This window comes from Serratia sp. PL7 (assembly GCF_945957435.1).
In genome coordinates this window covers 86,116-107,923 of the sequence record NZ_CAMFLB010000017.1, presented here as the reverse complement: position 1 = coordinate 107,923, position 21,808 = coordinate 86,116, and the positions used below count along the sequence as shown (strand labels likewise).

Sequence of the window (21,808 nt, the reverse complement as noted above, 5' to 3'; positions counted from 1 at the left end):
GGGGGAAGCATGTTAACTGACGCGTTATTGATTGCATTACTCGCGGGGCTGGCCGGGGTCGACCTGTTTGACGGCCTGACCCACTTCCACCGCCCGGTAGTGATGGGGCCGCTGGTTGGCCTGATCCTGGGGGATGTCACTACCGGCTTGCTGGTAGGCGGGACGCTGGAACTAGTGTGGATGGGCATGGTGCCACTGGCCGGTGCGCAGCCGCCTAACGTGGTTATCGGCGGGGTGGTCGGCACGGCGTTTGCCATCCTCACCAAGGCCGATCCCAAGGTGGCCATTGGCGTGGCGGTGCCGTTCGCCATTGCGGTACAGGGCTGCATCACGCTGCTGTTCACCGCATTTTCACCCATGATGCACCGCTGCGATCGCATGGTGCAGGAACTGAACTGGCGTGGCGTTGAGCGAGTGAACTACCTCGGCATCAGTATCCTGTTTGTTTTCTATTTTGTGGTGGCGTTTTTGCCGATTTACTTCGGTGCCGATGCGGCCAGCGCCATGGTGCAGAAAGCGCCGACCTGGCTGCTGGATGGGCTGGCGGTGGCGGGCGGTATGATGCCGGCGATCGGCTTCTCACTGCTGATGAAAGTGATGATGAAGAAAACCTACGTGGCGTATTTCATCCTCGGCTTTATTTCGGTGACTTTCCTTAAGCTGCCGATCTTGGCGGTGGCACTGGGGGCATTGGCGATCGCGCTGATCGATTTCTTTAACAGTCAACGGGCAGATGCGGATGTGACCAGGAAGCCTGTTCAACCGGAGGACGCTGAAGATGGCATTTAATGACTCTGACGATCTGCTGGCGCAAAAAGCAGCAAAACGCCTGGAACAGGCATTGGCCACCAGCCAGGTAGAGCAGGACGACTACGTTGATAGCCGCCCGGCAGAGGCGCTGACGCGCAGTGATATCAACCGCATGGCCTGGCGTTCGCTGTTACTGCAGGCATCATTCAACTATGAACGTATGCAGGCCGGTGGCTGGTTGTACACCTTGATCCCGGGCTTGCGCAAGATCCACCGCAATCCTCAGGATCTGGCGAATTCGATGAAGATGCATATGGAGTTTATCAACGTGCATCCCTTCGACGTTACCTTCCTATCGGGGTTGGTACTGGCGATGGAGCAAAATAAGGAGAAAGTCTCCACCATTCGAGCGGTGAAAGTGGCGCTGATGGGGCCGTTGGGAGGCATTGGTGATGCGCTGTTCTGGCTGACGCTGTTGCCGATTTGTGCGGGCATCGGGGCATCTCTGGCGCTGGAAGGCAGCCTGTTTGGGCCGATAGTGTTCCTGCTGTTGTTCAACGTGTTCCACTTCGGGTTGCGCTTTGGGCTGGCGCACTATGGCTATCAGGCGGGTACCAGTGCGCTGACGCTGTTGAAAACCCATACCAAACGAATATCCCATGCGGCGTCGATCGTGGGCATGACGGTCATCGGTGCGCTGGTGGCCTCTTATGTACATCTTTCTACGCCGCTGATCATGCATGCCGGTAAGGCCACCGTGGCGTTGCAAACGGACGTGCTCGATAAGTTGATGCCCAACCTGTTGCCGCTGTGTTTCACGTTGCTGGTGTTCTTCCTGATGAAGCGCGGTTTCTCACCGGTGAAACTGATCGGTGTGACGGTGGTGATCGGCGTAGTGGGTAAATTTATCGGTTTGCTGTGAGGAAGAGAACATGCCAGGAATTGTCATTACCGGCCACGGCGGCTTCGCCAGTGGCCTGCTGCAGGCGGTAGAACAGGTGGTAGGAGAACAGCCTGCCTGTATCGCGGTGGACTTCCCTGTCCATATGGGGACGGCGGAGCTGAAAGTGGAGTTGAGTGCCGCGCTGCAAGCGGTAGAGCAAGCGGACGGCGTGGTGTTCCTTACCGATATGTTGGGGGGATCGCCTTTCCGTAGTGCCTGCGAGTTGGCCGATGCGCATGGCAACTGTGAGGTGCTGACCGGGGTTAATATGCAGTTGGCTGCCGAAATGATGCTGGAGCGTGAAGGGCTGAGCCTGACCGAGTTCCGTGACATGGCGCTGGCCTGCGGCAAACGTGGCTTGACCAGCCTGTGGCATGAACGGCGTAAGGTGAAATGCGCCAACGCCGAGGCTGATGGGATTTAATCAGGTGCCCTCTCACTCCAACCCTTCCAAAGGGGGGAGTGAGAGGAGCTATTGAGGCTAACTCGGCATCGGCAACGGGCTAAGCGCCATCTGGGCCGGGCCATTTTCATTACGGCTGAAACGCCAGCAGGTCTGATGATATTTCGCCACGCTGTTGCGGTGTGCCACGCTGACCAGCGTGACCTCCGGCAGTTCGTCAACCAGCAGGCAATACATCAATTGCTCGGTTTCATCATCCAACGCGCTGGTGGCCTCATCCAGGAACAGTACATCCGGGCGGGTAAGGATCGCACGGGCAAACGCCAATCGCTGCTGCTCGCCCGGTGAAAGGCGATGGCTCCAGTTGGCGCTGGTATCCAGCCAGCGTTGCAGGTGTTTCAGCCGGCAGTTTTCCAGGACTTTCAACAGCTGCTCATCGCTGTAGTCTTTATCCTGATGCGGATAGCTCAGCGCTTCACGCAGCGTACCGATCGGGATATAGCTGCGCTGCGGTAGGAACAGCGTCGTGAGGTGATTATCCAGGCCGATTTCACCGGAGCCGTAAGGCCAGATCCCGGCAATGGCACGCAGCAGCGTTGATTTACCACAGCCAGAAGGGCCAACGACCAGCACGCGCTCGCCGCGTTTCAGCGTCATGGTTGCTGCACTTAACAGAGGCTGTCCATCGGGCAGCGTAAGGCCAACATCGCGCAGCATCAGCGGTGAGTGGTCTTCCTGTTGCAGGCTGATACCGCGGCTCTGGTTATGCACCTCGTCCACCGCCGCGTTAAAGCCAGCCAGACGGTTAACGCAGGCTTTCCAGGTGGCCAGATCGGTAAACGCGTCGATAAACCACGACAGCGACCCTTGCACCTGGCCGAATGCGGAGGAGATTTGCATCAGTCCGCCCATTTGGATCGCACCTGAGAAATAGCGTGGCGCCGCCACCAGCAGCGGAAAGACAATGGCAAACTGGCTGTAGAAATTACTGGCGATATTCAGCCGCCGGGTAATACGCATGATCGACCACCAGTTACTGCGGATGGCCTCAAAGCGGTTACTTAGCTGCTGTTTCTCTCGTGGTTCACCGTGATACAGCGCGATGGCATCGTTATTTTCACGAATACGGATCAGCCCGAAACGGAAGTTCGCCTCATAACGTTCCTGATTAAAGCCGAGCATAACCAGAGGCTTGCCGACCCACCAGATCAGTAAGGATCCCAGTACCGCGTACAACAGGGCAAACCACACCATATAGCCTGGGAGGGTAATGGCATGCTGGGCGATCACGAAGGTCATCGGCCCGCTGATATGCCAGAGAATGGTAATAAACGAACAGAGTGTCACCAGGCTGGAGAGCAGGCCGAGCGACAAAGATAAGGTGTACTGGGTCAGGACGTTGAGATCGTCAGAGATACGCTGATCGGGGTTATCGATAATCTGCTGTTGTTCGGTATGGTAATAGGCCTGGTGCGCCAGCCACTTGCCCATAAATTTTTCCGTCATCCAGCGCCGCCAGCGCATCTGTAGGCCCTGGGTCAGGTAGATTTTGTAGACCGCCAGCACGATGAAAGATAATGCCAGATAGGTAAAGCGCCACAGCTGGGCTTTGAACACCGGGTAGTTTTTATTCTGCAGGGCATCGTAGAACACCTGGTTCCACTGGTTGATCAGCACGCTGATATAAACCAGCCCCAGGGATAGGCCCACGATGGCGATCAGCATCGCCCAGGCGCGCCATTTTTCTTCCGAAACCCAAAAGGGTTTGATCAACTGCCAGACGGCTTGTTTTTGTGTGGTGCTCGTGTTCATAAAAATCCAGAAGGTATCGTTTTCTTCTAGCATGGGCACGAGGTTGGTAACAAACAAACCGCCACATGTAAGCAGTTTTGACGTGGCTCATTATTTGCAATACAGCAGAGATAAAACGAGCGCTAGTAACGTTGAGTAGCGTAAGGCGAAGGCGTCTTTGGCGCGGCGGCAAATCACAACACAAAATGAAATTGTTACAACTATGTTCGGGGCGAACATGTGCTCGCCCCGGCAGATTTATTTTACGGCATCTTTCAGTAATGCTTTCCAGCCTTCAACATTTCCCAAATACTCCTGCACGGGGATCTGGGATAGCCGCCCTTGATTATCCTCCAGGGCAAAGGTTGGGAAGCCATGCCCACGGACTTTGGCGAGCAGTGCGCGGCTGTCGGCGATATGCTGTGCCGTTGGCGCGCCGCTGTTCAAACGCATCTCGGCAATAAAGGCAGCAGGATCCAGGCCCAACTCTTTCGCCAGCGCTTCCAACACTGGCGCATCGGCAATACGTCGCCCTTCCCGGTAGTGGGCTTCCTGAATACGGTGCAGCATATCCAGGCCCCGTCCGGCGAGCTGTTCAGCGGCCAGGATCGCAACGATCGGTGGTTCAGAGTCCATCACCGCCGTGGTGTCTCGCAGCAGTCCGTTGAAGTAACCGTCGCCGAAAGGCTGGCCGGTTAGCCCGGCAATCCGCTTATCATGCGGCATCACGTAATTGCGCCATTCCTCGTTGATGGTTCGGCGGGCATTGCCGGTCATCATGCCACCGGCGTGCAGGGCAACGGTCAGGCCCTGAATAGCCTGCGCGGCCTTGGCCAGCGGTGCTGCACCGTAACACCAGCCACACAGCGGATCGAAAATGTAATGCAGGGTCGTCATGTTTTTGCTCCTACCGCTTTACTGCGGCCACTTCATTTCGCCTTTCAGTACCTTGGCGCTCAGTTCCAGGCTAGAACCATCTTGCAGTTTTGGATAGTGCTGCTGCATGGCCGCGATCAGTTCAGCGGAGTTCTTGGTTTTTGGCAACTCACTTTCCAGCGTGGTCAGGTAATTGTGGGTAAAGGTCACCGACTCCAGCGTTTGTGCCGCTCCTGGCAGGAAGTGCCCTGGAACTACTACCAGCGGTTTCAGCGCCTTGATGCTTTCCAGCGTTTGCTGCCAATGAGCGCGTGACTCGACGGTCTGATTATCCGCAATCCACGGATGAATATTGTCACCGGCCACCGGTACGCCACCCACCACAGCTTTCAACGACGGGATCCACACAAAGGTGCGATCCGGCGTTGGGCCATTGAGGCCTTTCACTTCGACCTGCTGGCCATCGATGCTAAAGCTGCTGCCTTGCAACGGCTGCGGCACGATCACGGTTTTCGGCGCATTCTCCTTCAGGATCGGCCCCCAATAGGCGAGTTTACCTGCCTGGGTTGCATTGATCGCTTTGATCGTTTCCGGTGAAGCAATGATATTTGCCTCCGGGAAGGCGGCTTTGATCACATCCAGGCCGAAATAGAAATCCGGATCCGAATGGCTGATATAGACCGTGGTCAGCTTTTTACCGGTAGCCTTAATCTTTTTCACCAGCTCCTGCGCGTCGTTACGCTGGAATTGGGCATCGATCAGCGCCACTTCATGTGGGCCGCTGACAATCTCGGAAGAGACCGGGAAAACGCTCTTTTCGCCTGGGTTGTACACTTCCAGGGTCAGAGTATTAGCCGCAGTGGCGAAGGTGCTGAGTGAAACGAAGCCGGTTGCGGCCAGAGTCAGTAATGATTTCTTAAACATGTGCAGGTGCCTTTTGGGTGTTTGTTATCGTTGGTCAGATGATAGGTTGCATAGAACGGGAGAAAAACCGGATAATAAGCAATTATTCATTGCGTAAATCGAGCGAATCATGGATCGCATTACCGCCGCAGAGGTTTTTGTCACTATCGTCGAACGCGGCAGCATGATTGCGGCAGCGGATACCCTGGCAATGTCGCGAGCTATGGTGACGCGCTATCTGGCGCAGATGGAACAATGGGCCGGGGCGCGGCTGCTGCACCGTACTACGCGTAGGCTCAGCCTGACCGATGCCGGAGAGCGCACCTTGGAACGTTGCCGCCAAATGCTGGCGGTAGCGAAAGATATCGATCTGGTGGAAAACGAGCAGAGTGACGATTTACGTGGCCTGCTACGAATCACCTGTTCGCAATCGCTTGGCCAAACGGCGCTGGTGGGGGCGGTGGCGCAGTACCTGAAGCGTCATCCTCAGGTGGCGGTGGATCTGCAAATGAATAACCGAGCGGTCAATCTGGTGGAAGAGCGGATCGATCTGGCACTACGCATCACCAATGAACTGGATCCCAATCTGATTGCCCGGCCACTTTCCAACTGCGCTTCGGTGATCTGTGCGTCTCCAGCCTATCTGGCCGCTCATGGTACCCCGCGTCACCCGCAAGATTTAGCCCTGCACAACTGCCTCACCTATTCCTACTTTGGTAAAAGCCTGTGGCACTTTGATGAGCAAGGCGTGAAGTCGGCGGTGGCGGTCAGTGGCAACCTCAGTGCCAACGAATCGGTGGTGCTGTTGGCAGGAACGCTGCAAGGTGCGGGGATCTCCATGCAACCTTATTATTCTGCTGCGCCACTGTTGGCAAAGGGGGAGTTGGTGGAACTGTTACCGGGGTATTTGTCACAGACGATGGGGATCTACGGCATCTACACCTCGCGCCGCCAAATGCCCGCCACGTTGCGTACCATGCTGGATTTCCTGGTGGAATGGTTTGCCACCGATCCTGGCTGGCGTGCCACGCTGCGCTAGCGTTGGATAACCGAAGCCAGGCGGGCGGGCAACTGTTGCGCCTGCTGCTGCAAGTGCTGCACAAAGGCGGTGACCAGTGCGGAAGAGGGGCGGTGCAGCGGGCGGATCAGGCTCACGGTAAACGGTACCTCGACGCTGAAGGGCCGCACATGAACACCATTATTGGCGTAATCCAACGCGGTCAGTGGGTTGACGATCGAGATGCCGACTCCAGCCTTGACCATCGCACAGACCGAAGCGGCGCTGTGGGTCTCCATCACCATCCGGCGCTCGATGCCTTGTTCATGGAACAGCGCATCCAGCAGTTGTCGATAGCTGTCGGTGTTCGACAGGCTGATAAAGTTTTCTGCGTTGAAGTCCTGCGGCGTCAGCGTGCTTTTCGCAAGCAATGGGTGCCCGGCAGGCAGCACACACACCTCATTCATCGTCATCAGCGTCATGCGCTCGGTGCCAGCGGGCGTCAGGGTATTCTCCGTCAGGCCCAGATCGTGGCGCTGTGCCGAAAGCCACTCTTCCAGCAACGGTGACTCCTGCGGGATCACGCTGAAGCTCACTTCCGGATAACGATCAACAAAAGGTTTGCACACGGCAGGCAGCAGCGATTGGGAAAACACCGGCAGACAGGCAATGGAAAGCTGCGCCTGCTGGAATTGCCGGATACCGGCGGCTGCATTCTTGATGCGATCCAGGCCGTAATAGGAGCGCTGCACTTCTTCAAACAGCCGCAAGCCTTGCACCGTCGGGTAAAGGCGGCCACGTACGCGGTCGAACAGTTGCAATTGGATTAGCTTCTCGAAGCGGGCAAGCTCGCGGCTGACGGTCGGTTGTGAGGTTTGCAGCAGCGCCGCCGCTTCGGTCAGATTGCCGGTGGTCATCACCGCGTGGAAAATCTCAATCTGGCGCAGGGTAATGGCATACATGGCGAAACTCCACGGAGAGGAAAAACCATATCATAAATGAATAGACTATGGCGAAATAGATATTTTTCACACCGTGGCCGCTGCGGCATGATGGTGGAAAATTTGATTATGGGAACCGAACCATGCCACGCTCCTTGAACGACACCTCTACCGCCCTGAACGCCGCCAATCTGCTGGCGCTGCCCCAACGCTTTGGTTGCCCGGTCTGGGCCTATGATGCGGCTATCATCAGCCAGCGTATCAGCCAGTTGCAGCACTTTGACGTGATCCGTTTTGCTCAGAAAGCCTGCTCGAATATTCATATTCTGCGCCTGATGCGCGAGCAGGGCGTCAAGGTGGATTCGGTGTCGCTGGGGGAAATCGAGCGTGCGTTAAAAGCCGGTTTTGAGCCGGGTGGCGAAGATATCGTGTTTACCGCCGATGTGCTGGATCACGCCACTCTGGCACGCGTCAGTGAATTGAAAATCCCGGTCAACGCCGGTTCTATCGATATGCTGGAGCAGCTTGGCCAGGTGTCTGCCGGGCATCCGGTATGGCTGCGGATCAATCCTGGTTTTGGCCACGGCCACAGCCAGAAAACCAATACCGGCGGTGAAAACAGCAAGCACGGTATCTGGTATGCCGATCTGCCGCAGGCGGTCGCCAAGGTGCAGCAATATGGCCTGAAACTGATCGGGCTGCATATGCACATCGGTTCCGGGGTGGATTACCAGCACCTGGAGCGCGTGTGTGATGCGATGGTGCAGCAGGTGATTGCCCTGGGGCAGGACATTACGGCTATTTCCGCCGGTGGCGGCCTTTCTATCCCTTATCAGCAAGGGGAAGAGGCGATCAATACCGAACACTATTACGGCCTGTGGAACCGGGCACGTGAGCGAGTTGCCGCACATCTGGGCCATCCGGTGAAGTTGGAAATCGAGCCGGGGCGTTTCCTGATGGCCGAAGCAGGCGTGCTGGTGGCCGAAGTGCGTTCGGTAAAACAGATGGGCAGCCGCCACTTTGTCCTGGTGGACGCTGGGTTTAACGATTTGATGCGTCCGGCGATGTATGGCAGCTATCACCATATTTCCCTACTGCCCGCCGACGGCCGCAATACTGATAACCAACCATTGCAAGACACCGTGATCGCCGGGCCACTGTGTGAGTCGGGTGATGTGTTTACCCAGCAAGCGGGGGGCGGTATTGAAACCCGTCCGTTGCCGCAGGTGCGGGTCGGTGATTATCTGGTATTCCATGACACCGGAGCCTATGGCTCGTCGATGTCCTCCAACTACAACAGCCGCCCGTTGCTGCCGGAAGTGCTGTTTGAAAACGGTGAGCCTCGGCTGATCCGTCGCCGCCAGACGATTGAAGAATTGATCGGGCTGGAGTTAATTTAAGCGTAGGGGCCAGGTACCACGGACTCACGCAGTTTTAACTCACCGACAAACGGCGTTAGCGGTTGCAGCGCTTCGCCGTTGATCAGACGCAGGGCCTGGGCGATCGCCGCTTCGATCATCGCGTCGATCGGCAGGTAGACGGTGGATAACGCCGGTTGCAGATAGGCGGCGCTTGGCTCATCGTCGAAACCAAACAGCGAAACGTCCTCAGGCAGGCGTTTGCCAGCCTGGTGCAGGGCCTTCATCGCGCCGATGGCCATATCATCGTTGCTGGCAAACAGCGCGCTGAATGCGTTGCCGCTAGCCAGCAGGGCCTTACAGCTAAGGTATCCGCCAGGTACGCTACTATCACCGTTGGTGATCAGGGCATCATTGAACGCTATCTGATGGTGTTCCAACGCCTGACGGTAACCCGCCAAGCGGGATTGGGCAGTGGGTGTATCAATTGGCCCGGTGATGCAGGCGATCTCACGGTGCCCTTGACCGATCAGATAATCCACCACGTTGAAGGCGGCCTGTTGCTGTTCGAAGAACACGCAGCGTTCACGAGCCTGCGGCAGATCGCGGTTAATGACCATCACCGGAACCGGCAGGTCTTCCAGCAACTTCATCAGGGCACTTTCGCCCATAAAGCGGGTGTACAGGATAATCGCGTCGCAACGGCGATCCGCCAGCAGCCGTACCGCCTGTAATTCATCTTCTGGCGTGTCGTGGCCGTCGGTGACGATCAGGTGCTTGCCGCTGGCTTCGATCAGTTTGGCGGCCTGGCGCAGCAAACGGCCAAAGTAGGGGCCGTCAAAATTGGATACCACCAGCCCAATGCTGTTGGAGCTTTTATTGGCCAGCGATTGGGCGAGAAAGTTTGGCCGGTAGCCCAACTCATCCATTGCCTTGAACACCGCATCACGCGTGCTCTTCTTCACCTGGCCGGTGCCATTTAAAACGCGGGAAACCGTGGCTTTGGATACCCCCGCGCGCATGGAAACATCCAACATGGTGATCATCAATGGCTACCCTCTTTCAACGTCCGCTGCGGTAAATATTGCTGAGTCTAGCATAGGGTTAGATCGCGTCGAACATGTTCGACTCCTACAAATTCAGCAACATATGTTGTTGGGGCACCCATGCATTGATTCGCGTACACTGACGGTGCTGGCGTTTAAGGCATTTTTCAGAGGGGATTAGCGTGTTTCGTATCGTGCATCTGGCGGACTATCCGCAGCATCAGCAACAGGTTATCGACTGGCAGTGGCAGGCGTTTGGCTGCGAAAACAGCCGGGAATTTTTTGCCAGCGTGGTGGCCAGCAGCCTGCGGCATGAAGGTTTGCCCATCACCTTTATTGCCCTGTTGGATGACAAGCCGGTAGGCACCGTGGGGCTGTGGCGCTGTGATTTGATCAGCCGCCAGGATTTAACGCCGTGGCTGGCCGCGCTTTACGTTGAGGAGAGCCAGCGCGGCAGCGGGCTGGGGCTGCAGCTCCAGCAATATGTGCAGGAATACAGCCGCCGGGCCGGGTTCAAGGAGCTGTATCTGTATGCTGAGTTTAGCGGTTATTACGAACGCCATGGCTGGCAGCACATCGGCGAGGCGCTGGAGTACCCGGATCGCCCCGTGCGCCTCTACCACCGCCTGCTAGATTAGTTTTGCTCGAAAGCGTTATTGATGCTGGCGACCGAATGGCGGCGTACCAGCGTCGGGCTGAACATATTGGTGATCTCCGGTAGCGGCTGGTTGTTGGCCAGCGCTAATGCCAGCTCTGCTGCTTGCGTCGCCATCGCCACCACCGGGTAGCGGATAGTGGTCAGGCGTGGGCGCAGATAGCGCGAAATCAGTACGTCATCAAAACCAATCAGCGAAATCTGGCCTGGAACGTCCACGCTGTTATCACTGAGTACCGAAAGCGCCCCGGCGGCCATCGGATCGTTATAGCAGGTGATGGCGGTAAACTGCTTACCACGGCCCAGTAACTCGGTCATGGCCTGCTCGCCGCCAATCTCATCCGGCTTGCCGTAGGCAACCAGCTTCTCATCCACCGCAATACCGTGCTCTTCCAATGCGTCCAGGTAGCCCTGCAATCGATCGGTAGCATCTGAAATCTGGTGGTTGGAGCAGATGAAGGCGATCCGCTGGTGGCCCTGCTGGATCAGATGACGGGTGGCCAGCCAGGCACCATAGCGATCGTCAAGCGCTACGCAGCGGGGCTCAAAGCCAGGCAGCGTACGGTTGATCAGCACCATGCCTGGGATCTGGCGCATCCAGACGGTTAGCTCATCGTCGGTCAGCTTCTTGGCATGCACCACCAAGGCCGCACAGCGATGACGCACCAGTTGCTCAATGGCCTGGCGCTCTTTTTCGGCATTGTGGTAACCGTTACCAATCAGCAGAAAATTATGCGTGGCGTAGGCCACCTGCTCCACGGCTTTTACCATGGCACCAAAGAAGGGATCGGAAACGTCAGAGACAATCAGGCCCAGGGTTTCGGTGGATTGCTGTGCCAGCGCACGGGCATTGGCGTTGGGGTGATACTGCAATCCTTCCATGGCGGCCAGCACGGCGGTCCGTGAACTTTCGCTGGCTTTCGGGGAATTATTTATTACGCGGGACACCGTGGCGACGGAAACACCCGCCAGCCTGGCAACATCCTTAATCGTGGCCATATCTGCAACACTTCCTGGGTAATCGCTTACATTCCTCAGTTTTGCGGAAAAAATCGCGCGCCGCAAGGGCTGGTATCGTTAACTTGTGGTGAGTGTTGCATTTATGGTTTTTAAATCCACCTTTTCGCCCAAGCGGATCCAGGGTTAACGGGCACAGCATGCAGGCTCCTGCGATCCGGAGCGGCTGAGGTTTTGCAATAGTTTCAAAACCATGTCTATCAAAGGAAAAACTACATCGCTGGTTACACTTTGCGCCTGACTGTTGCGATTGGCCGCTGGTGAGAGTTTGGCGTGGCGGGGTAAATTGAATGTCCCAGAGGTATTGATTGGTGAGCAATCGGCATACTCTGTATGTTGAAGCCATTTTCAATTGCACCAACCTACGCGGATGCGTAGGTTTTTTTTTGCCTGCCGTATAGTATTCTTCCCTCAGACAATTTTTAAGGCCATCAACCCCGAGGGAGAGTGGGATGATATATACCGTGTTACGTGCACTGTTTCGCCTGATGTTTCGTGTTCGTGTCGAAGGCGATGCCAGGCATTTTGAGCAGCAGAAACTGCTGATCACCCCGAATCACGTTTCTTTCATGGATGGCGCGCTGCTGGCGTTGTTCTTACCGATCAAACCGGTGTTTGCCGTTTACTCCAGCATTTCGGAACGTTGGTTTATGCGCTGGCTGAAGCCTTATATCGACTTTGTGCCACTGGATCCCACCAAACCGATGGCCATCAAGCATCTGGTGCGTATGGTTGAGCAGGGCAGGCCGATCGTGGTGTTCCCGGAAGGGCGCATTACGGTGACCGGCTCATTGATGAAGATCTACGACGGGGCGGCCTTTATCGCCGCCAAATCTGGTGCCACCATCGTGCCGGTACGTATCGATGGCCCGGAGTTCAGCGTGTTTGGCCGTATGGCCGGGGTGTATAAACTCCGCGCCTTCCCACAGACCACCATCAGCATTCTGCCGCCAACCACTTTACCTATGCCAGATGCGCCAAAAGCCAGTCAACGCCGGCAATTGGCCGGTGACAGGCTGCATCAGATCATGATGCAGGCGCGCATGGATACCCTCAAACCGCAAACCTTGTTCGGCGCGCTGTTGGCCGCGCAGCATCGTTATGGCCGCTTCAAGCCCTGCATCGAAGACGTGGGCTTCAAGGAAGACAGCTATCATACGCTGCTCAAAAAATCGCTGGGCGTCAGCCGCATCCTGGAACGTTTTACCGCGCCGAAAGAGCATGTTGGCCTACTGTTGCCCAATGCCACTATTACCGCTGCCGCCATCTTTGGCGCTTCATTGCGGGGCCGTATTCCGGCCATGCTCAATTACACCGCCGGCGTGAACGGGCTGAAAAGCGCGATGACCGCGGCCACCATTAAAACCATCGTCACCTCGCGCCAGTTCCTGGAAAAGGGCAAACTGACACACCTGCCAGAGCAGGTGCCGGAAGCCAACTGGGTCTATCTGGAAGATTTGAAAGATACCGTCACCCGCGACGATAAGCTGTGGGTCCTGCGTCACCTGTTCCAGCCACAAAAGGCAATGGTGCCACAGCAGCCAGAAGATGCAGCGCTGATCTTGTTTACCTCCGGCTCGGAAGGCCATCCGAAGGGCGTGGTGCATTCCCATGCCAGCCTGCTGGCCAACGTAGAGCAGATCCGAACCATTGCGGATTTCACCCCGCGCGATCGCTTTATGTCCTCGCTGCCGCTGTTCCACTCTTTCGGCCTGACTGTCGGGTTGATCACCCCGTTGATGACCGGTAGCCGGGTATTCCTTTACCCAAGCCCGCTGCATTATCGCGTGGTGCCGGAACTGGTCTATGACCGCAACTGCACCGTGCTGTTTGGTACGGCGACCTTCCTCAACAACTACGCCCGCTTCGCCCATCCTTACGATTTTGCCCGCCTGCGCTATGTGGTGGCCGGTGCCGAGAAGCTGGCCGAAAGCACCAAACAGATTTATCAGGACAAATACGGCATCCGTATTTTAGAAGGCTACGGTGTGACGGAGTGTGCTCCGGTAGTGTCGATCAACGTGCCTCTGGCGGCCAAAGTTGGCACCGTAGGCCGCATTATGCCGCAGATGGAAGCACGTTTGATCAAGATGGCCGGGATCGATAACGGTGGCCGTCTGCAATTGAAAGGCCCGAACATCATGAAGGGCTACCTGCGGGTTGAGCGCCCAGGAGAACTGGAAGCTCCGGCAGCCGAGGACGAAAACGGCGTGCTGCAAGCCGGCTGGTACGATACCGGTGATATTGTCAGCTTCGACGAACAGGGTTATTGCACTATTCGTGGCCGCGTGAAGCGCTTTGCCAAACTGGCGGGGGAAATGATCTCGCTGGAGAGCGTGGAACAGTTGGCAGTGCGCCTGTCACCGGAAGGGCTGCATGCGGCCACGGTGAAAAGCGACAGCAGCAAAGGTGAAGCGCTGGTGTTGTTCACCAACGACGCAAGCATTACCCGTGACAGCTTGCTGCGGGTGGCTCGTGAGCAGGGCACCCCGGAGCTGGCGGTGCCACGTGATATTCGCCTGGTGAAGGCGTTGCCGTTACTGGGCAGCGGCAAACCGGATTTCGTTACTTTGCGCCAAATGGCTGAACAGCCGGAGAAGGCATAATGAATGCAACTGATTCCCCATTGCTGTCACGTTCAATGATCGCGGTGATCTGTGCCCAGTTTCTCTCGGCCTTCGGCGATAACGCCTTGCTGTTTGCGACCCTGGCGCTGATCAAACAGCAAATGTACCCCGATTGGAGCCAACCGATACTGCAAATGGCCTTCGTGGCCACCTATATCATCCTGGCTCCGTTTGTGGGCCAAATCGCCGACAGCTTCTCCAAAGGCCAGGTGATGATGGTCGCCAACGGCTTGAAGCTGGCCGGTGCGCTGGTGATCTGCTTTGGGCTGAACCCGTTCCTGGGCTATACCCTGGTCGGCATCGGGGCGGCGGCTTATTCACCAGCGAAGTACGGCATCCTGGGTGAGATCACCAGCGGCGATAAGCTGGTGAAGGCCAACGGTCTGATGGAGGCTTCCACCATTGCTGCCATCCTGGTGGGGTCGGTAGCCGGTGGCCTGCTGGCAGACTGGCATATCGTGGCCGCACTGGCGGTGTGTGCCGTGGTTTACGGCGCGGCAGTCGTCGCTAACCTCTATATTCCGCGCTTGCCTGCTGCCCACAAGGTGGCCTCCTGGCACCCACGCGTCATGGGGAGCACTTTCTTCAACGCTTGCGTGGTGCTGTGGCGCGATGGCCAAACCCGTTTCTCACTGATTGGTACCAGCCTGTTCTGGGGCGCTGGTGTCACCCTGCGTTTCCTGCTGGTGTTGTGGGTACCGGTAGCGCTGGGCATTAGCGATAACGCCACGCCAACCATGCTCAACGCGATGGTGGCAATAGGTATTGTAGTCGGAGCCGGGGCGGCAGCCCGCTTTGTGACGCTGGAAACGGTTAAGCGCTGTATGCCTGCCGGGATCCTGATCGGCATCGCCGTGGCCTTCTTCGCCGTGCAAACCAGCATGCTGAATGCTTATGGCGTACTGCTGGTGATTGGTGTGCTGGGGGGCTTCTTTGTGGTGCCGCTGAATGCGCTGCTGCAAGAGCGGGGCAAACGCTCAGTTGGGGCGGGGAATGCCATCGCGGTACAGAACCTGGGTGAAAACACCGCCATGCTGCTGATGCTTGGCCTCTACTCTTTGGTGGTCAAATTAGGCGTGCCGGTGATCGGCGTCGGGATCGGTTTTGGCGTCGTGTTCGGCCTTGCCATCACCGTACTGTGGATATCTCAATTCCGCTTGAAAGCCTAACAATAGTCCCCTCACCCCAACCCTCTCCCATAGGGAGAGGGAGCTGATTCGGCGTTATGGTTGGGTATGGAGTAGGGTTGTGGCTGTTTCAACGCTCATTGCCAAAAGTGATGAGGTTGGTGCGGTGCTGAGTTTAGAGACAGAACTTGAATAGTGGCACTCTCGGTCCCCAGTGGGAGCGGGAGCTGATTCGGCGTTATGGTTGGGTATGGGGTAGGGTTGTGGCTGTTTCAACGCTCATTGCCAAAAGTGATGAGGTTGGTGCGGTGCTGAGGTTAGAGACAGAACTTGAATAGTAGTACTCTCGGTCCCCTGTGGAAGCGAGAATGGTGTCGTAATCAGGTACCGTGATCAATAAAAGAGAGCTGATTCGGTGCGGTGGTCAGGTAGATTTCTGCAACCGAAATCGAACTCGATCGGTTCCCTCTCCCTGTGGGAGAGGGTCAGGGTGAGGGGCATTTATGGCGCCGGAATGGTGAAGCGGCTGTGGATCTCCTCCAGGGCCTGCAACACCTCCTCGTTCAGCACCACGTCAAAACTGTCGATATTCATCTTCAACTGTTCCAGTGTGGTGGCACCCAGCAAGGTGCTGGCAACGAACGGCTGCTGGCGCACGAATGCCAGCGCCATCTGTGAAGGATCCAGCCCGTGCTTTTTCGCCAGCGCCACGTATTCGGCGATCGCCGCCTGGCTCTGGGCTGAAGAGTAGCGGGTAAAGCGGCTGAACAGGGTGTTGCGTGCCCCGGCTGGTTTGGCACCGTTGAGGTATTTACCCGACAGCGTACCGAAGGCCAGGCTGGAATAGGCTAACAGTTCGATGCCTTCATGTTGGCTAATCTCTGCCAAACCAATCTCAAAGCTGCGGTTTAACAGGCTGTAGGGGTTCTGGATCGACACGATACGCGGTAGTTCGTGTTTTTCTGCCAGTTGCAGATAGCGCATCACGCCCCAAGGGGTTTCGTTAGAGACGCCGATATAGCGAATTTTGCCGGCACGGACCTGCTCGGTTAGCGCTTCCAGGGTTTCCAGCAGCGGGATGGTGGCCTTCTCATCGGTGTACTGATAATTGAGCTTGCCGAAACAGTTGGTGGTGCGCTGTGGCCAGTGTAGCTGGTACAGATCCAGATAATCGGTATTTAACCGTTTCAGGCTGGCGTCCAGGGCGGCGCGGATATTTTTGCGATCCAACGCCTGCTGTGGGCGAATGCCCGCGTCATTACCCCGAATCGGCCCGGAGACCTTGCTTGCCAACACGATTTTATCGCGGTTACCGCGCGCCTTGATCCAACTGCCAATGTACTGCTCTGTCAGCCCTTGGGTTTCCGGGCGCGGCGGCACAGGATACATCTCTGCGGTATCAATCAGATTGATGCCAGCGGCTAATGCATAATCCAGCTGTGCGTGGGCATCGGCTTCGCTGTTTTGTTCGCCAAAGGTCATGGTGCCCAGTCCCAGCACGCTCACTTCTAAAGAACTGTGGGGAATACGGTGGTATTGCATTAACGGCCTTCCTTCAATGTTAGCGCTTACGGGCGTGATGCCCGGTAAAACAGAAGCCAGAGATCCAACGGCGTAACACGCCTTACTTGACTATAACCAAGCGTGGCAGATGGTGGAAGAGGATTATACCCGCCGTCTTTCAAGCTGCAGTTTGAAATCCATAGGGTATTTAACTGACGGGCTAAACCCCTGATTGATAATCCGTCAGAGGTCAGGATGATACGGGGGCTGGGATTAACGTTCGATAACCTGCGAGACCTGATCGCCGTTAATCTGGCGCTGGTTGCCTTGCTCGTCCTGATAGCTGATCAGGCCGGTATCCTTATCGATTTTAGGCTTACCCTGCGTGAGGATCATATTGCCGTCTTTGGTGGCCATCACATAGTCGCTGGAACAGCCTGCTAATCCGGCGACCATCATCAGGGCGGAAATAGCCATTACCCACTTTTTCATGCCGAATACCTTATATACAGAGAATAATAGTCTTAATAGGGTAGCAAACTCTGCCAAAGATGGCTTTCGGACGTATCCCATCTGTGTAAGGAAAAATGACAGTGAAATCAGAGGGCGGAGGGCTAATCAAAGCGTAAAGTGCCTGGCGAGCAGCGCCCGGGTGAAGTTTTTCTTCAGATAAAAGCCGCGCGGCAAGGTCAGGATTGGTTGGCCCTGTTCGCCGGTGGCTTCGGTCAGTGCCTTGTTGTTGGGCGCTTTTGGCCGCAGCTGTAGCACTTCGCCATGGCGGGCAGTGATCCGTTCAACCTGGCCGAGTACGATAAGATCCATCAGTTCCTCCCAATCCCGGCGCAGCATCTCGGTTTCTTCCTGATTGGGCTGCCACAGCAGCGGGCAACCTACGCGGCGCTGTGCCAACGGGATTTGTCGTTCGCCCTCCACTGGGATCCATAGTACGCGTGCCAGTTTGTGGCGTACGTGGCTACTTTCCCAAGTGACGCCGCTATTGCCTGTCAGTGGGGCTACGCAGACGAAAGTGGTTTCCAGTGGGTTACCGGCGGCGTCGACCGGGATGGTTTTCAACTCAATGCCCAGCTCTGGGAAATCCTGTTCAGGTTTACTGCCCGCCATGGCCCCCAGATATAGCTCCAGCAGCATGCCGACCCAACCTTTATCCCGTTTGAGATCCTTGGGGATGCTGACCTGCGCACGGGCTGCCAGTTCGCCAAGGTTAAAGCCAGCCAGCGCCTGAGCACGGGCTAATAATTGCTGTTCGTTTTCTGGTGGCAGAGGGGATAAACACGCCATAAATCAGACCTATGCATTGTGGTTAAAAAACGTACCGAATTTACTCACAGCCTTAAAAGGGAAAAGCTGGCTGGGGAAAACAACAATAGTAGCATGATTTTGCATGACTTTTTGGCTACCCAATCGCGGTAGAAAATTTTCAGTGCGGGGTTGTGCACCTGTAGCCACCGACAATAAACAGGATCTTACACCTATTTATCCACAGATTTCTGGGATAACCCAACTTTTTACCGATCACTGGTTTGATTTACAGCCTTGACGCGGGGCATTTTTTACGAATTTGGCGGTTTTATAGGTCACCGGGTATAATAATCTGTGGATAAAATCCGCATTGGTGGATCTTTCACCAGAGAAAGATCCAAAGCGTGCATAGATCACATTTTTACCCTGTTCATAACTGCTTTTTAGCTATTACTGTATTGTATTTAAAGGAATAATTAAAAATTGAAAATACGGCATATTTTAAGTTCAATCGAGTTTTCCCGGCTTATCCCTAGAGTTCTTCACACACCTATCCACAGAAAAAGTGAATAAAACCGCCCTCGAACCTCGTTACATGTTTATAACTTTGCCATTATCTGTGAGTTATCCCAATGTTATTCGAGCGACGGCGTTGCAAAGCAGTGGTTTACCGCCTGTGGCTTGTGTGAAACAATCAGGTTATCAATACGAATTTATGCTTATCGAGGTAGTCCGGTGATCGATGATGATGGCTACCGCCCGAATGTTGGTATCGTAATCTGTAATCGTCAGGGGCAGGTCCTATGGGCCCGCCGTTACGGTCAGCACTCCTGGCAGTTTCCCCAAGGGGGAATAAACCCTGGCGAAACGCCTGAGCAGGCGATGTACCGTGAGCTGTTCGAAGAAGTGGGGCTGAGTAAAAAGGATGTGCGTATCCTGGCCTCTACCCGCAACTGGTTGCGCTATAAATTGCCAAAACGTTTGGTGCGTTGGGACACAAAGCCGGTTTGTATCGGCCAAAAGCAGAAATGGTTTCTGCTGCAGTTAATGTGCAATGACGCGGATATCAACATGCAGCGCAGCAGTACGCCTGAGTTTGACGGCTGGCGCTGGGTGAGTTTCTGGTATCCGGTGCGCCAGGTGGTGTCGTTTAAACGCGACGTGTACCGCCGGGTTATGAAAGAGTTTGCCGCAACCGTCATGCCAATGCAGGAACTGGCAGCACAGCGGCAGCCTCCTGCTTATCGCCGAAAGAGAGGTTAAGTCAAACCGACTATGCTCACGCGCTTGCGAGAAATTGTTGAGAAAGTGGCCGCGGCGGCCAGTCTGACAGATGCGCTGGATCTTTTGGTCAATGAAACCTGTCTGGCGATGGACACCGAAGTCTGCTCCATCTATCTGGCAGACAACGACCGCCGCTGTTATTACCTGATGGCGACGCGCGGGTTGAAAAAGCCCCGTGGACGCACTATTGCCCTGGCCTTTGACGAAGGCATCGTCGGCCTGGTCGGGCGGCGGGCGGAGCCGATCAACCTGGCGGATGCCCAAAGCCATCCCAGCTTCAAATATATTCCGCAGGTCAAAGAGGATCGTTTCCGATCCTTCCTTGGCGTGCCGATCATTCATCGCCGCCAGCTGCTTGGCGTGTTGGTGGTGCAGCAACGTGAACTGCGCCAGTTTGATGAAAGCGAAGAATCCTTCATGGTTACCTTGGCTACCCAAATGGCCGGGATCCTCTCGTTATCACAGCTAAACGCCATTTTTGGCCAGTATCGCCAGACCCGCATTCGGGCGCTGGCTGCGGCTCCTGGCGTGGCGGTGGCGGAGGGCTGGTTAGATAGTAGCCAGCCTTCACTCGATCAGGTGTATAAAGCCTCCACGCTGGATACCGTCAGCGAGCGCGAACGCCTGACACAGGCGTTGGAAGAGGCTGGAGCAGAGTTCCGCCGCTTCAGTAAGCGTTTTAGCGCCAGCTCGCAAAAAGAGAGCGCGGCGATCTTCGATCTCTATTCCCACCTGCTCAACGATGCTCGCCTCAAACGTGAACTGTACGCGGAGATCGATGCCGGTTCGGTGGCCGAATGGGCGGTAAAACAGGTGATTGAAGCCTTCGCAGCCCAGTTTGCGACCTTGCAAGATACCTATATGCGCGAGCGTGCCAGCGATCTGCGCGCGCTTGGCCAACGCCTGCTATTCCACCTCGACGATACCACCCAAGGGGCCAGCCAATGGCCAGCCCGTTTTGTGCTGGTCGCCGATGAGCTGACGGCGACCCTATTGGCCGAAGTACCGCAGGATCGCCTGGCTGGCGTGGTAGTGCGGGACGGTGCTGCCAACTCCCATGCCGCGATCCTGGTGCGGGCCATGGGTGTGCCAACGGTGATGGGGGCAGACATCCAGCCTGCGCTGTTGGCCCAGCGAATGCTGATTGTTGATGGCTATCGCGGCGAGCTGCTGGTCGATCCGGAACCGGTGCTGGTGAAGGAATATCAACGTCTGATCAGCGAAGAGCAGGAGCTCAGCAAGCTGGCAGAAGACGACGTTGAACAGCCCGCAGAGCTGAAAAGCGGTGAGCGGATCCAGGTGATGCTGAACGCTGGCCTTAGCCCGGAACATGAACAACTGCTGGGTGCGCGCGTGGATGGCGTTGGCCTGTACCGTACCGAGATCCCGTTCATGCTGCAAAGCGGCTTCCCGTCGGAAGAGGAGCAGGTGGCGCAATATCAGGGCATGCTGCAACTCTTCTATCCGCATAAGCCGGTAACGCTGCGTACGCTGGATATCGGTGCTGATAAACAACTGCCCTACATGCCGATCAGCGAGGAAAACCCGTGCCTTGGTTGGCGGGGGATCCGCATTACGCTGGATCAGCCAGAAATCTTCCTGATCCAGGTGCGTGCCATGCTGCGTGCCAATGCGGGAACCGGCAATCTGGGGATCCTGTTGCCAATGATCACCAGCCTGGAAGAGATCGACGAGGCCAAACGCCTGATCGATCGCGCCGGGCGAGAAGTGGAAGAGATGCTGGGATACGATATTCCCAAACCGCGGATCGGCGTAATGCTGGAAGTGCCGTCGATGATCTTCCTGATCCCTTATCTGGCCGCTCGCGTCGATTTTATCTCGGTGGGAACCAACGATTTAACTCAGTACCTGCTGGCGGTGGATCGTAATAACACCCGCGTTGCCTCGCTGTATGACAGCCTGCATCCAGCCATGCTGCAGGTACTGAAATTGATCATCGAGCAGGGGACGGCGGCCGGTCTGCAGGTCAGCCTGTGCGGTGAACTGGCGGGCGACCCGATGGGCGCTCTGCTGCTGGTGGGAATGGGTTACCGCAATCTGAGCATGAACGGGCGCAGCGTCGCACGAATCAAATATCTGTTGCGCCATATCGAACTGGAAGACGCTCAAGGGCTGGCCCAGCGGGTATTGAGCGCCCAGATGACCACCGAGGTTCGTCACCAGGTAGCGGCGTTTATGGAACGGCGCGGCATGGGGGGGTTGATCCGCGGCGGCCGTTGATTGGGCGTTGCCCAGCCCGTTAAGCGTAGACCTATTTTTTTACAGAACTTTTCCCGGCCGGTGAGCCCGGACGTGGTTAAGCCTAT

The 21,808-nt window shown here is 56.2% G+C and carries 19 protein-coding genes; 10 read left to right on the top strand and 9 right to left on the bottom strand.

What is annotated here, in order from left to right:
* The first annotated feature begins 9 nt into the window (after positions 1-9).
* From agaW to agaF, 3 genes are read left to right on the top strand one after another with little or no spacing between them, the layout of a single operon-like run.
* The gene (agaW, locus tag N6G83_RS38785) at positions 10-789 is read left to right on the top strand and encodes a PTS N-acetylgalactosamine transporter subunit IIC (RefSeq protein WP_021179850.1); all 780 of its coding nucleotides are present in this window, start codon (positions 10-12) and stop codon (positions 787-789) included.
* A complete protein-coding gene (locus tag N6G83_RS38780) occupies positions 779-1,672 on the top strand; it encodes a PTS system mannose/fructose/sorbose family transporter subunit IID (RefSeq protein ID WP_065684136.1) in 894 nt (297 codons plus the stop codon). The genes agaW and N6G83_RS38780 overlap by 11 nt, the downstream gene beginning before the upstream one ends.
* 10 nt (positions 1,673-1,682) lie before the next feature.
* Positions 1,683-2,117 (top strand): PTS galactosamine/N-acetylgalactosamine transporter subunit IIA, encoded by a 435-nt coding sequence (gene agaF / locus N6G83_RS38775; protein WP_024529459.1) that lies wholly within the window; start codon positions 1,683-1,685, stop codon positions 2,115-2,117.
* Positions 2,118-2,174: 57 nt separating this feature from the next.
* On the opposite strand, the gene N6G83_RS38770 is transcribed toward agaF, so the two are convergent.
* The 3 genes from N6G83_RS38770 to N6G83_RS38760 all read right to left on the bottom strand — a co-directional run bounded on the left by N6G83_RS38770 (position 2,175) and on the right by N6G83_RS38760 (position 5,687).
* Entirely contained in the window at positions 2,175-3,908 is a 1,734-nt protein-coding gene (locus tag N6G83_RS38770; protein WP_074031384.1) for an ABC transporter ATP-binding protein/permease, read from the bottom strand.
* A 237-nt stretch (positions 3,909-4,145) separates the two neighbouring features.
* Positions 4,146-4,784 carry a DsbA family protein gene (locus N6G83_RS38765; protein ID WP_211134353.1) on the bottom strand — a complete coding sequence of 213 codons (639 nt, stop codon included), beginning with the start codon at positions 4,782-4,784 and terminating at the stop codon, positions 4,146-4,148.
* 18 nt (positions 4,785-4,802) lie between these two features.
* Complete coding sequence (locus tag N6G83_RS38760; protein WP_024529462.1) at positions 4,803-5,687, bottom strand: MBL fold metallo-hydrolase; 885 nt, start codon at positions 5,685-5,687, stop codon at positions 4,803-4,805.
* Positions 5,688-5,796: 109 nt separating this feature from the next.
* Between N6G83_RS38760 and N6G83_RS38755 the strand changes: the two genes are divergently transcribed.
* Complete coding sequence (locus tag N6G83_RS38755; protein WP_024529463.1) at positions 5,797-6,705, top strand: LysR family transcriptional regulator; 909 nt, start codon at positions 5,797-5,799, stop codon at positions 6,703-6,705.
* Here N6G83_RS38755 and N6G83_RS38750 read toward each other — a convergent pair.
* Entirely contained in the window at positions 6,702-7,625 is a 924-nt protein-coding gene (locus N6G83_RS38750; RefSeq protein ID WP_024529464.1) for a LysR family transcriptional regulator, read from the bottom strand. The two genes, N6G83_RS38755 and N6G83_RS38750, sit on opposite strands and share 4 nt — an antisense overlap.
* A 122-nt stretch (positions 7,626-7,747) precedes the next feature.
* Between N6G83_RS38750 and lysA the strand changes: the two genes are divergently transcribed.
* Positions 7,748-9,004, top strand: a complete 1,257-nt coding sequence (lysA, locus tag N6G83_RS38745) for a diaminopimelate decarboxylase (RefSeq protein WP_186529078.1) — start codon at positions 7,748-7,750, stop codon at positions 9,002-9,004.
* Here the strand turns inward: lysA and N6G83_RS38740 are convergent.
* Positions 9,001-10,008, bottom strand: a complete 1,008-nt coding sequence (locus N6G83_RS38740; RefSeq protein WP_199061451.1) for a LacI family DNA-binding transcriptional regulator — start codon at positions 10,006-10,008, stop codon at positions 9,001-9,003. The two genes, lysA and N6G83_RS38740, sit on opposite strands and share 4 nt — an antisense overlap.
* A gap of 182 nt (positions 10,009-10,190) precedes the next feature.
* Between N6G83_RS38740 and N6G83_RS38735 the strand changes: the two genes are divergently transcribed.
* A complete protein-coding gene (locus N6G83_RS38735) occupies positions 10,191-10,646 on the top strand; it encodes a GNAT family N-acetyltransferase (protein ID WP_199061449.1) in 456 nt (151 codons plus the stop codon).
* Here N6G83_RS38735 and galR read toward each other — a convergent pair.
* Positions 10,643-11,662: an HTH-type transcriptional regulator GalR gene (gene galR, locus N6G83_RS38730; protein ID WP_024485039.1), complete on the bottom strand. Its 1,020-nt coding sequence runs from the start codon at positions 11,660-11,662 to the stop codon at positions 10,643-10,645. The genes N6G83_RS38735 and galR overlap by 4 nt on opposite strands.
* 470 nt (positions 11,663-12,132) lie before the next feature.
* Here galR and aas point away from each other — a divergent pair, with 470 nt between their 5' ends.
* Together aas and lplT are read left to right on the top strand one after the other, a co-directional pair.
* Entirely contained in the window at positions 12,133-14,286 is a 2,154-nt protein-coding gene (gene aas / locus N6G83_RS38725; protein ID WP_211134354.1) for a bifunctional acyl-ACP--phospholipid O-acyltransferase/long-chain-fatty-acid--ACP ligase, read from the top strand.
* On the top strand, positions 14,286-15,476 hold the full coding sequence (lplT, locus tag N6G83_RS38720) for a lysophospholipid transporter LplT (RefSeq protein ID WP_211134355.1): 1,191 nt from the start codon (positions 14,286-14,288) through the stop codon (positions 15,474-15,476). The genes aas and lplT overlap by 1 nt, the downstream gene beginning before the upstream one ends.
* Positions 15,477-15,935: 459 nt before the next feature.
* Here lplT and N6G83_RS38715 read toward each other — a convergent pair whose 3' ends face one another.
* The 3 genes from N6G83_RS38715 to mutH form a co-directional block, all read right to left on the bottom strand.
* Entirely contained in the window at positions 15,936-16,976 is a 1,041-nt protein-coding gene (locus N6G83_RS38715; RefSeq protein WP_024529471.1) for an NADP(H)-dependent aldo-keto reductase, read from the bottom strand.
* A 234-nt stretch (positions 16,977-17,210) separates the two neighbouring features.
* Positions 17,211-17,429 (bottom strand): YgdI/YgdR family lipoprotein, encoded by a 219-nt coding sequence (locus N6G83_RS38710; protein ID WP_021179865.1) that lies wholly within the window; start codon positions 17,427-17,429, stop codon positions 17,211-17,213.
* Between the two features lie 126 nt (positions 17,430-17,555).
* On the bottom strand, positions 17,556-18,236 hold the full coding sequence (gene mutH / locus N6G83_RS38705) for a DNA mismatch repair endonuclease MutH (protein ID WP_211134356.1): 681 nt from the start codon (positions 18,234-18,236) through the stop codon (positions 17,556-17,558).
* A gap of 696 nt (positions 18,237-18,932) precedes the next feature.
* Here mutH and rppH point away from each other — a divergent pair.
* On the top strand, positions 18,933-19,460 hold the full coding sequence (gene rppH, locus N6G83_RS38700; RefSeq protein WP_021179868.1) for an RNA pyrophosphohydrolase: 528 nt from the start codon (positions 18,933-18,935) through the stop codon (positions 19,458-19,460).
* Between the two features lie 12 nt (positions 19,461-19,472).
* Positions 19,473-21,722 (top strand): phosphoenolpyruvate--protein phosphotransferase, encoded by a 2,250-nt coding sequence (gene ptsP, locus N6G83_RS38695; RefSeq protein WP_024484280.1) that lies wholly within the window; start codon positions 19,473-19,475, stop codon positions 21,720-21,722.
* Positions 21,723-21,808 lie beyond the last annotated feature (86 nt).

What these genes read in the sequence shown, in the direction of transcription:
- agaW (WP_021179850.1), top strand. Translation starts at nt 10, where the DNA reads ATGTTAACTGACGCGTTATTGATTGCATTACTCGCGGGGCTGGCCGGG.
- N6G83_RS38780 (WP_065684136.1), top strand. Translation starts at nt 779, where the DNA reads ATGGCATTTAATGACTCTGACGATCTGCTGGCGCAAAAAGCAGCAAAA.
- agaF (WP_024529459.1), top strand. Translation starts at nt 1,683, where the DNA reads ATGCCAGGAATTGTCATTACCGGCCACGGCGGCTTCGCCAGTGGCCTG.
- N6G83_RS38770 (WP_074031384.1), bottom strand. Translation starts at nt 3,908, where the DNA reads ATGAACACGAGCACCACACAAAAACAAGCCGTCTGGCAGTTGATCAAA.
- N6G83_RS38765 (WP_211134353.1), bottom strand. Translation starts at nt 4,784, where the DNA reads ATGACGACCCTGCATTACATTTTCGATCCGCTGTGTGGCTGGTGTTAC.
- N6G83_RS38760 (WP_024529462.1), bottom strand. Translation starts at nt 5,687, where the DNA reads ATGTTTAAGAAATCATTACTGACTCTGGCCGCAACCGGCTTCGTTTCA.
- N6G83_RS38755 (WP_024529463.1), top strand. Translation starts at nt 5,797, where the DNA reads ATGGATCGCATTACCGCCGCAGAGGTTTTTGTCACTATCGTCGAACGC.
- N6G83_RS38750 (WP_024529464.1), bottom strand. Translation starts at nt 7,625, where the DNA reads ATGTATGCCATTACCCTGCGCCAGATTGAGATTTTCCACGCGGTGATG.
- lysA (WP_186529078.1), top strand. Translation starts at nt 7,748, where the DNA reads ATGCCACGCTCCTTGAACGACACCTCTACCGCCCTGAACGCCGCCAAT.
- N6G83_RS38740 (WP_199061451.1), bottom strand. Translation starts at nt 10,008, where the DNA reads ATGATCACCATGTTGGATGTTTCCATGCGCGCGGGGGTATCCAAAGCC.
- galR (WP_024485039.1), bottom strand. Translation starts at nt 11,662, where the DNA reads ATGGCCACGATTAAGGATGTTGCCAGGCTGGCGGGTGTTTCCGTCGCC.
- aas (WP_211134354.1), top strand. Translation starts at nt 12,133, where the DNA reads ATGATATATACCGTGTTACGTGCACTGTTTCGCCTGATGTTTCGTGTT.
- lplT (WP_211134355.1), top strand. Translation starts at nt 14,286, where the DNA reads ATGAATGCAACTGATTCCCCATTGCTGTCACGTTCAATGATCGCGGTG.
- N6G83_RS38715 (WP_024529471.1), bottom strand. Translation starts at nt 16,976, where the DNA reads ATGCAATACCACCGTATTCCCCACAGTTCTTTAGAAGTGAGCGTGCTG.
- N6G83_RS38710 (WP_021179865.1), bottom strand. Translation starts at nt 17,429, where the DNA reads ATGAAAAAGTGGGTAATGGCTATTTCCGCCCTGATGATGGTCGCCGGA.
- mutH (WP_211134356.1), bottom strand. Translation starts at nt 18,236, where the DNA reads ATGGCGTGTTTATCCCCTCTGCCACCAGAAAACGAACAGCAATTATTA.
- ptsP (WP_024484280.1), top strand. Translation starts at nt 19,473, where the DNA reads ATGCTCACGCGCTTGCGAGAAATTGTTGAGAAAGTGGCCGCGGCGGCC.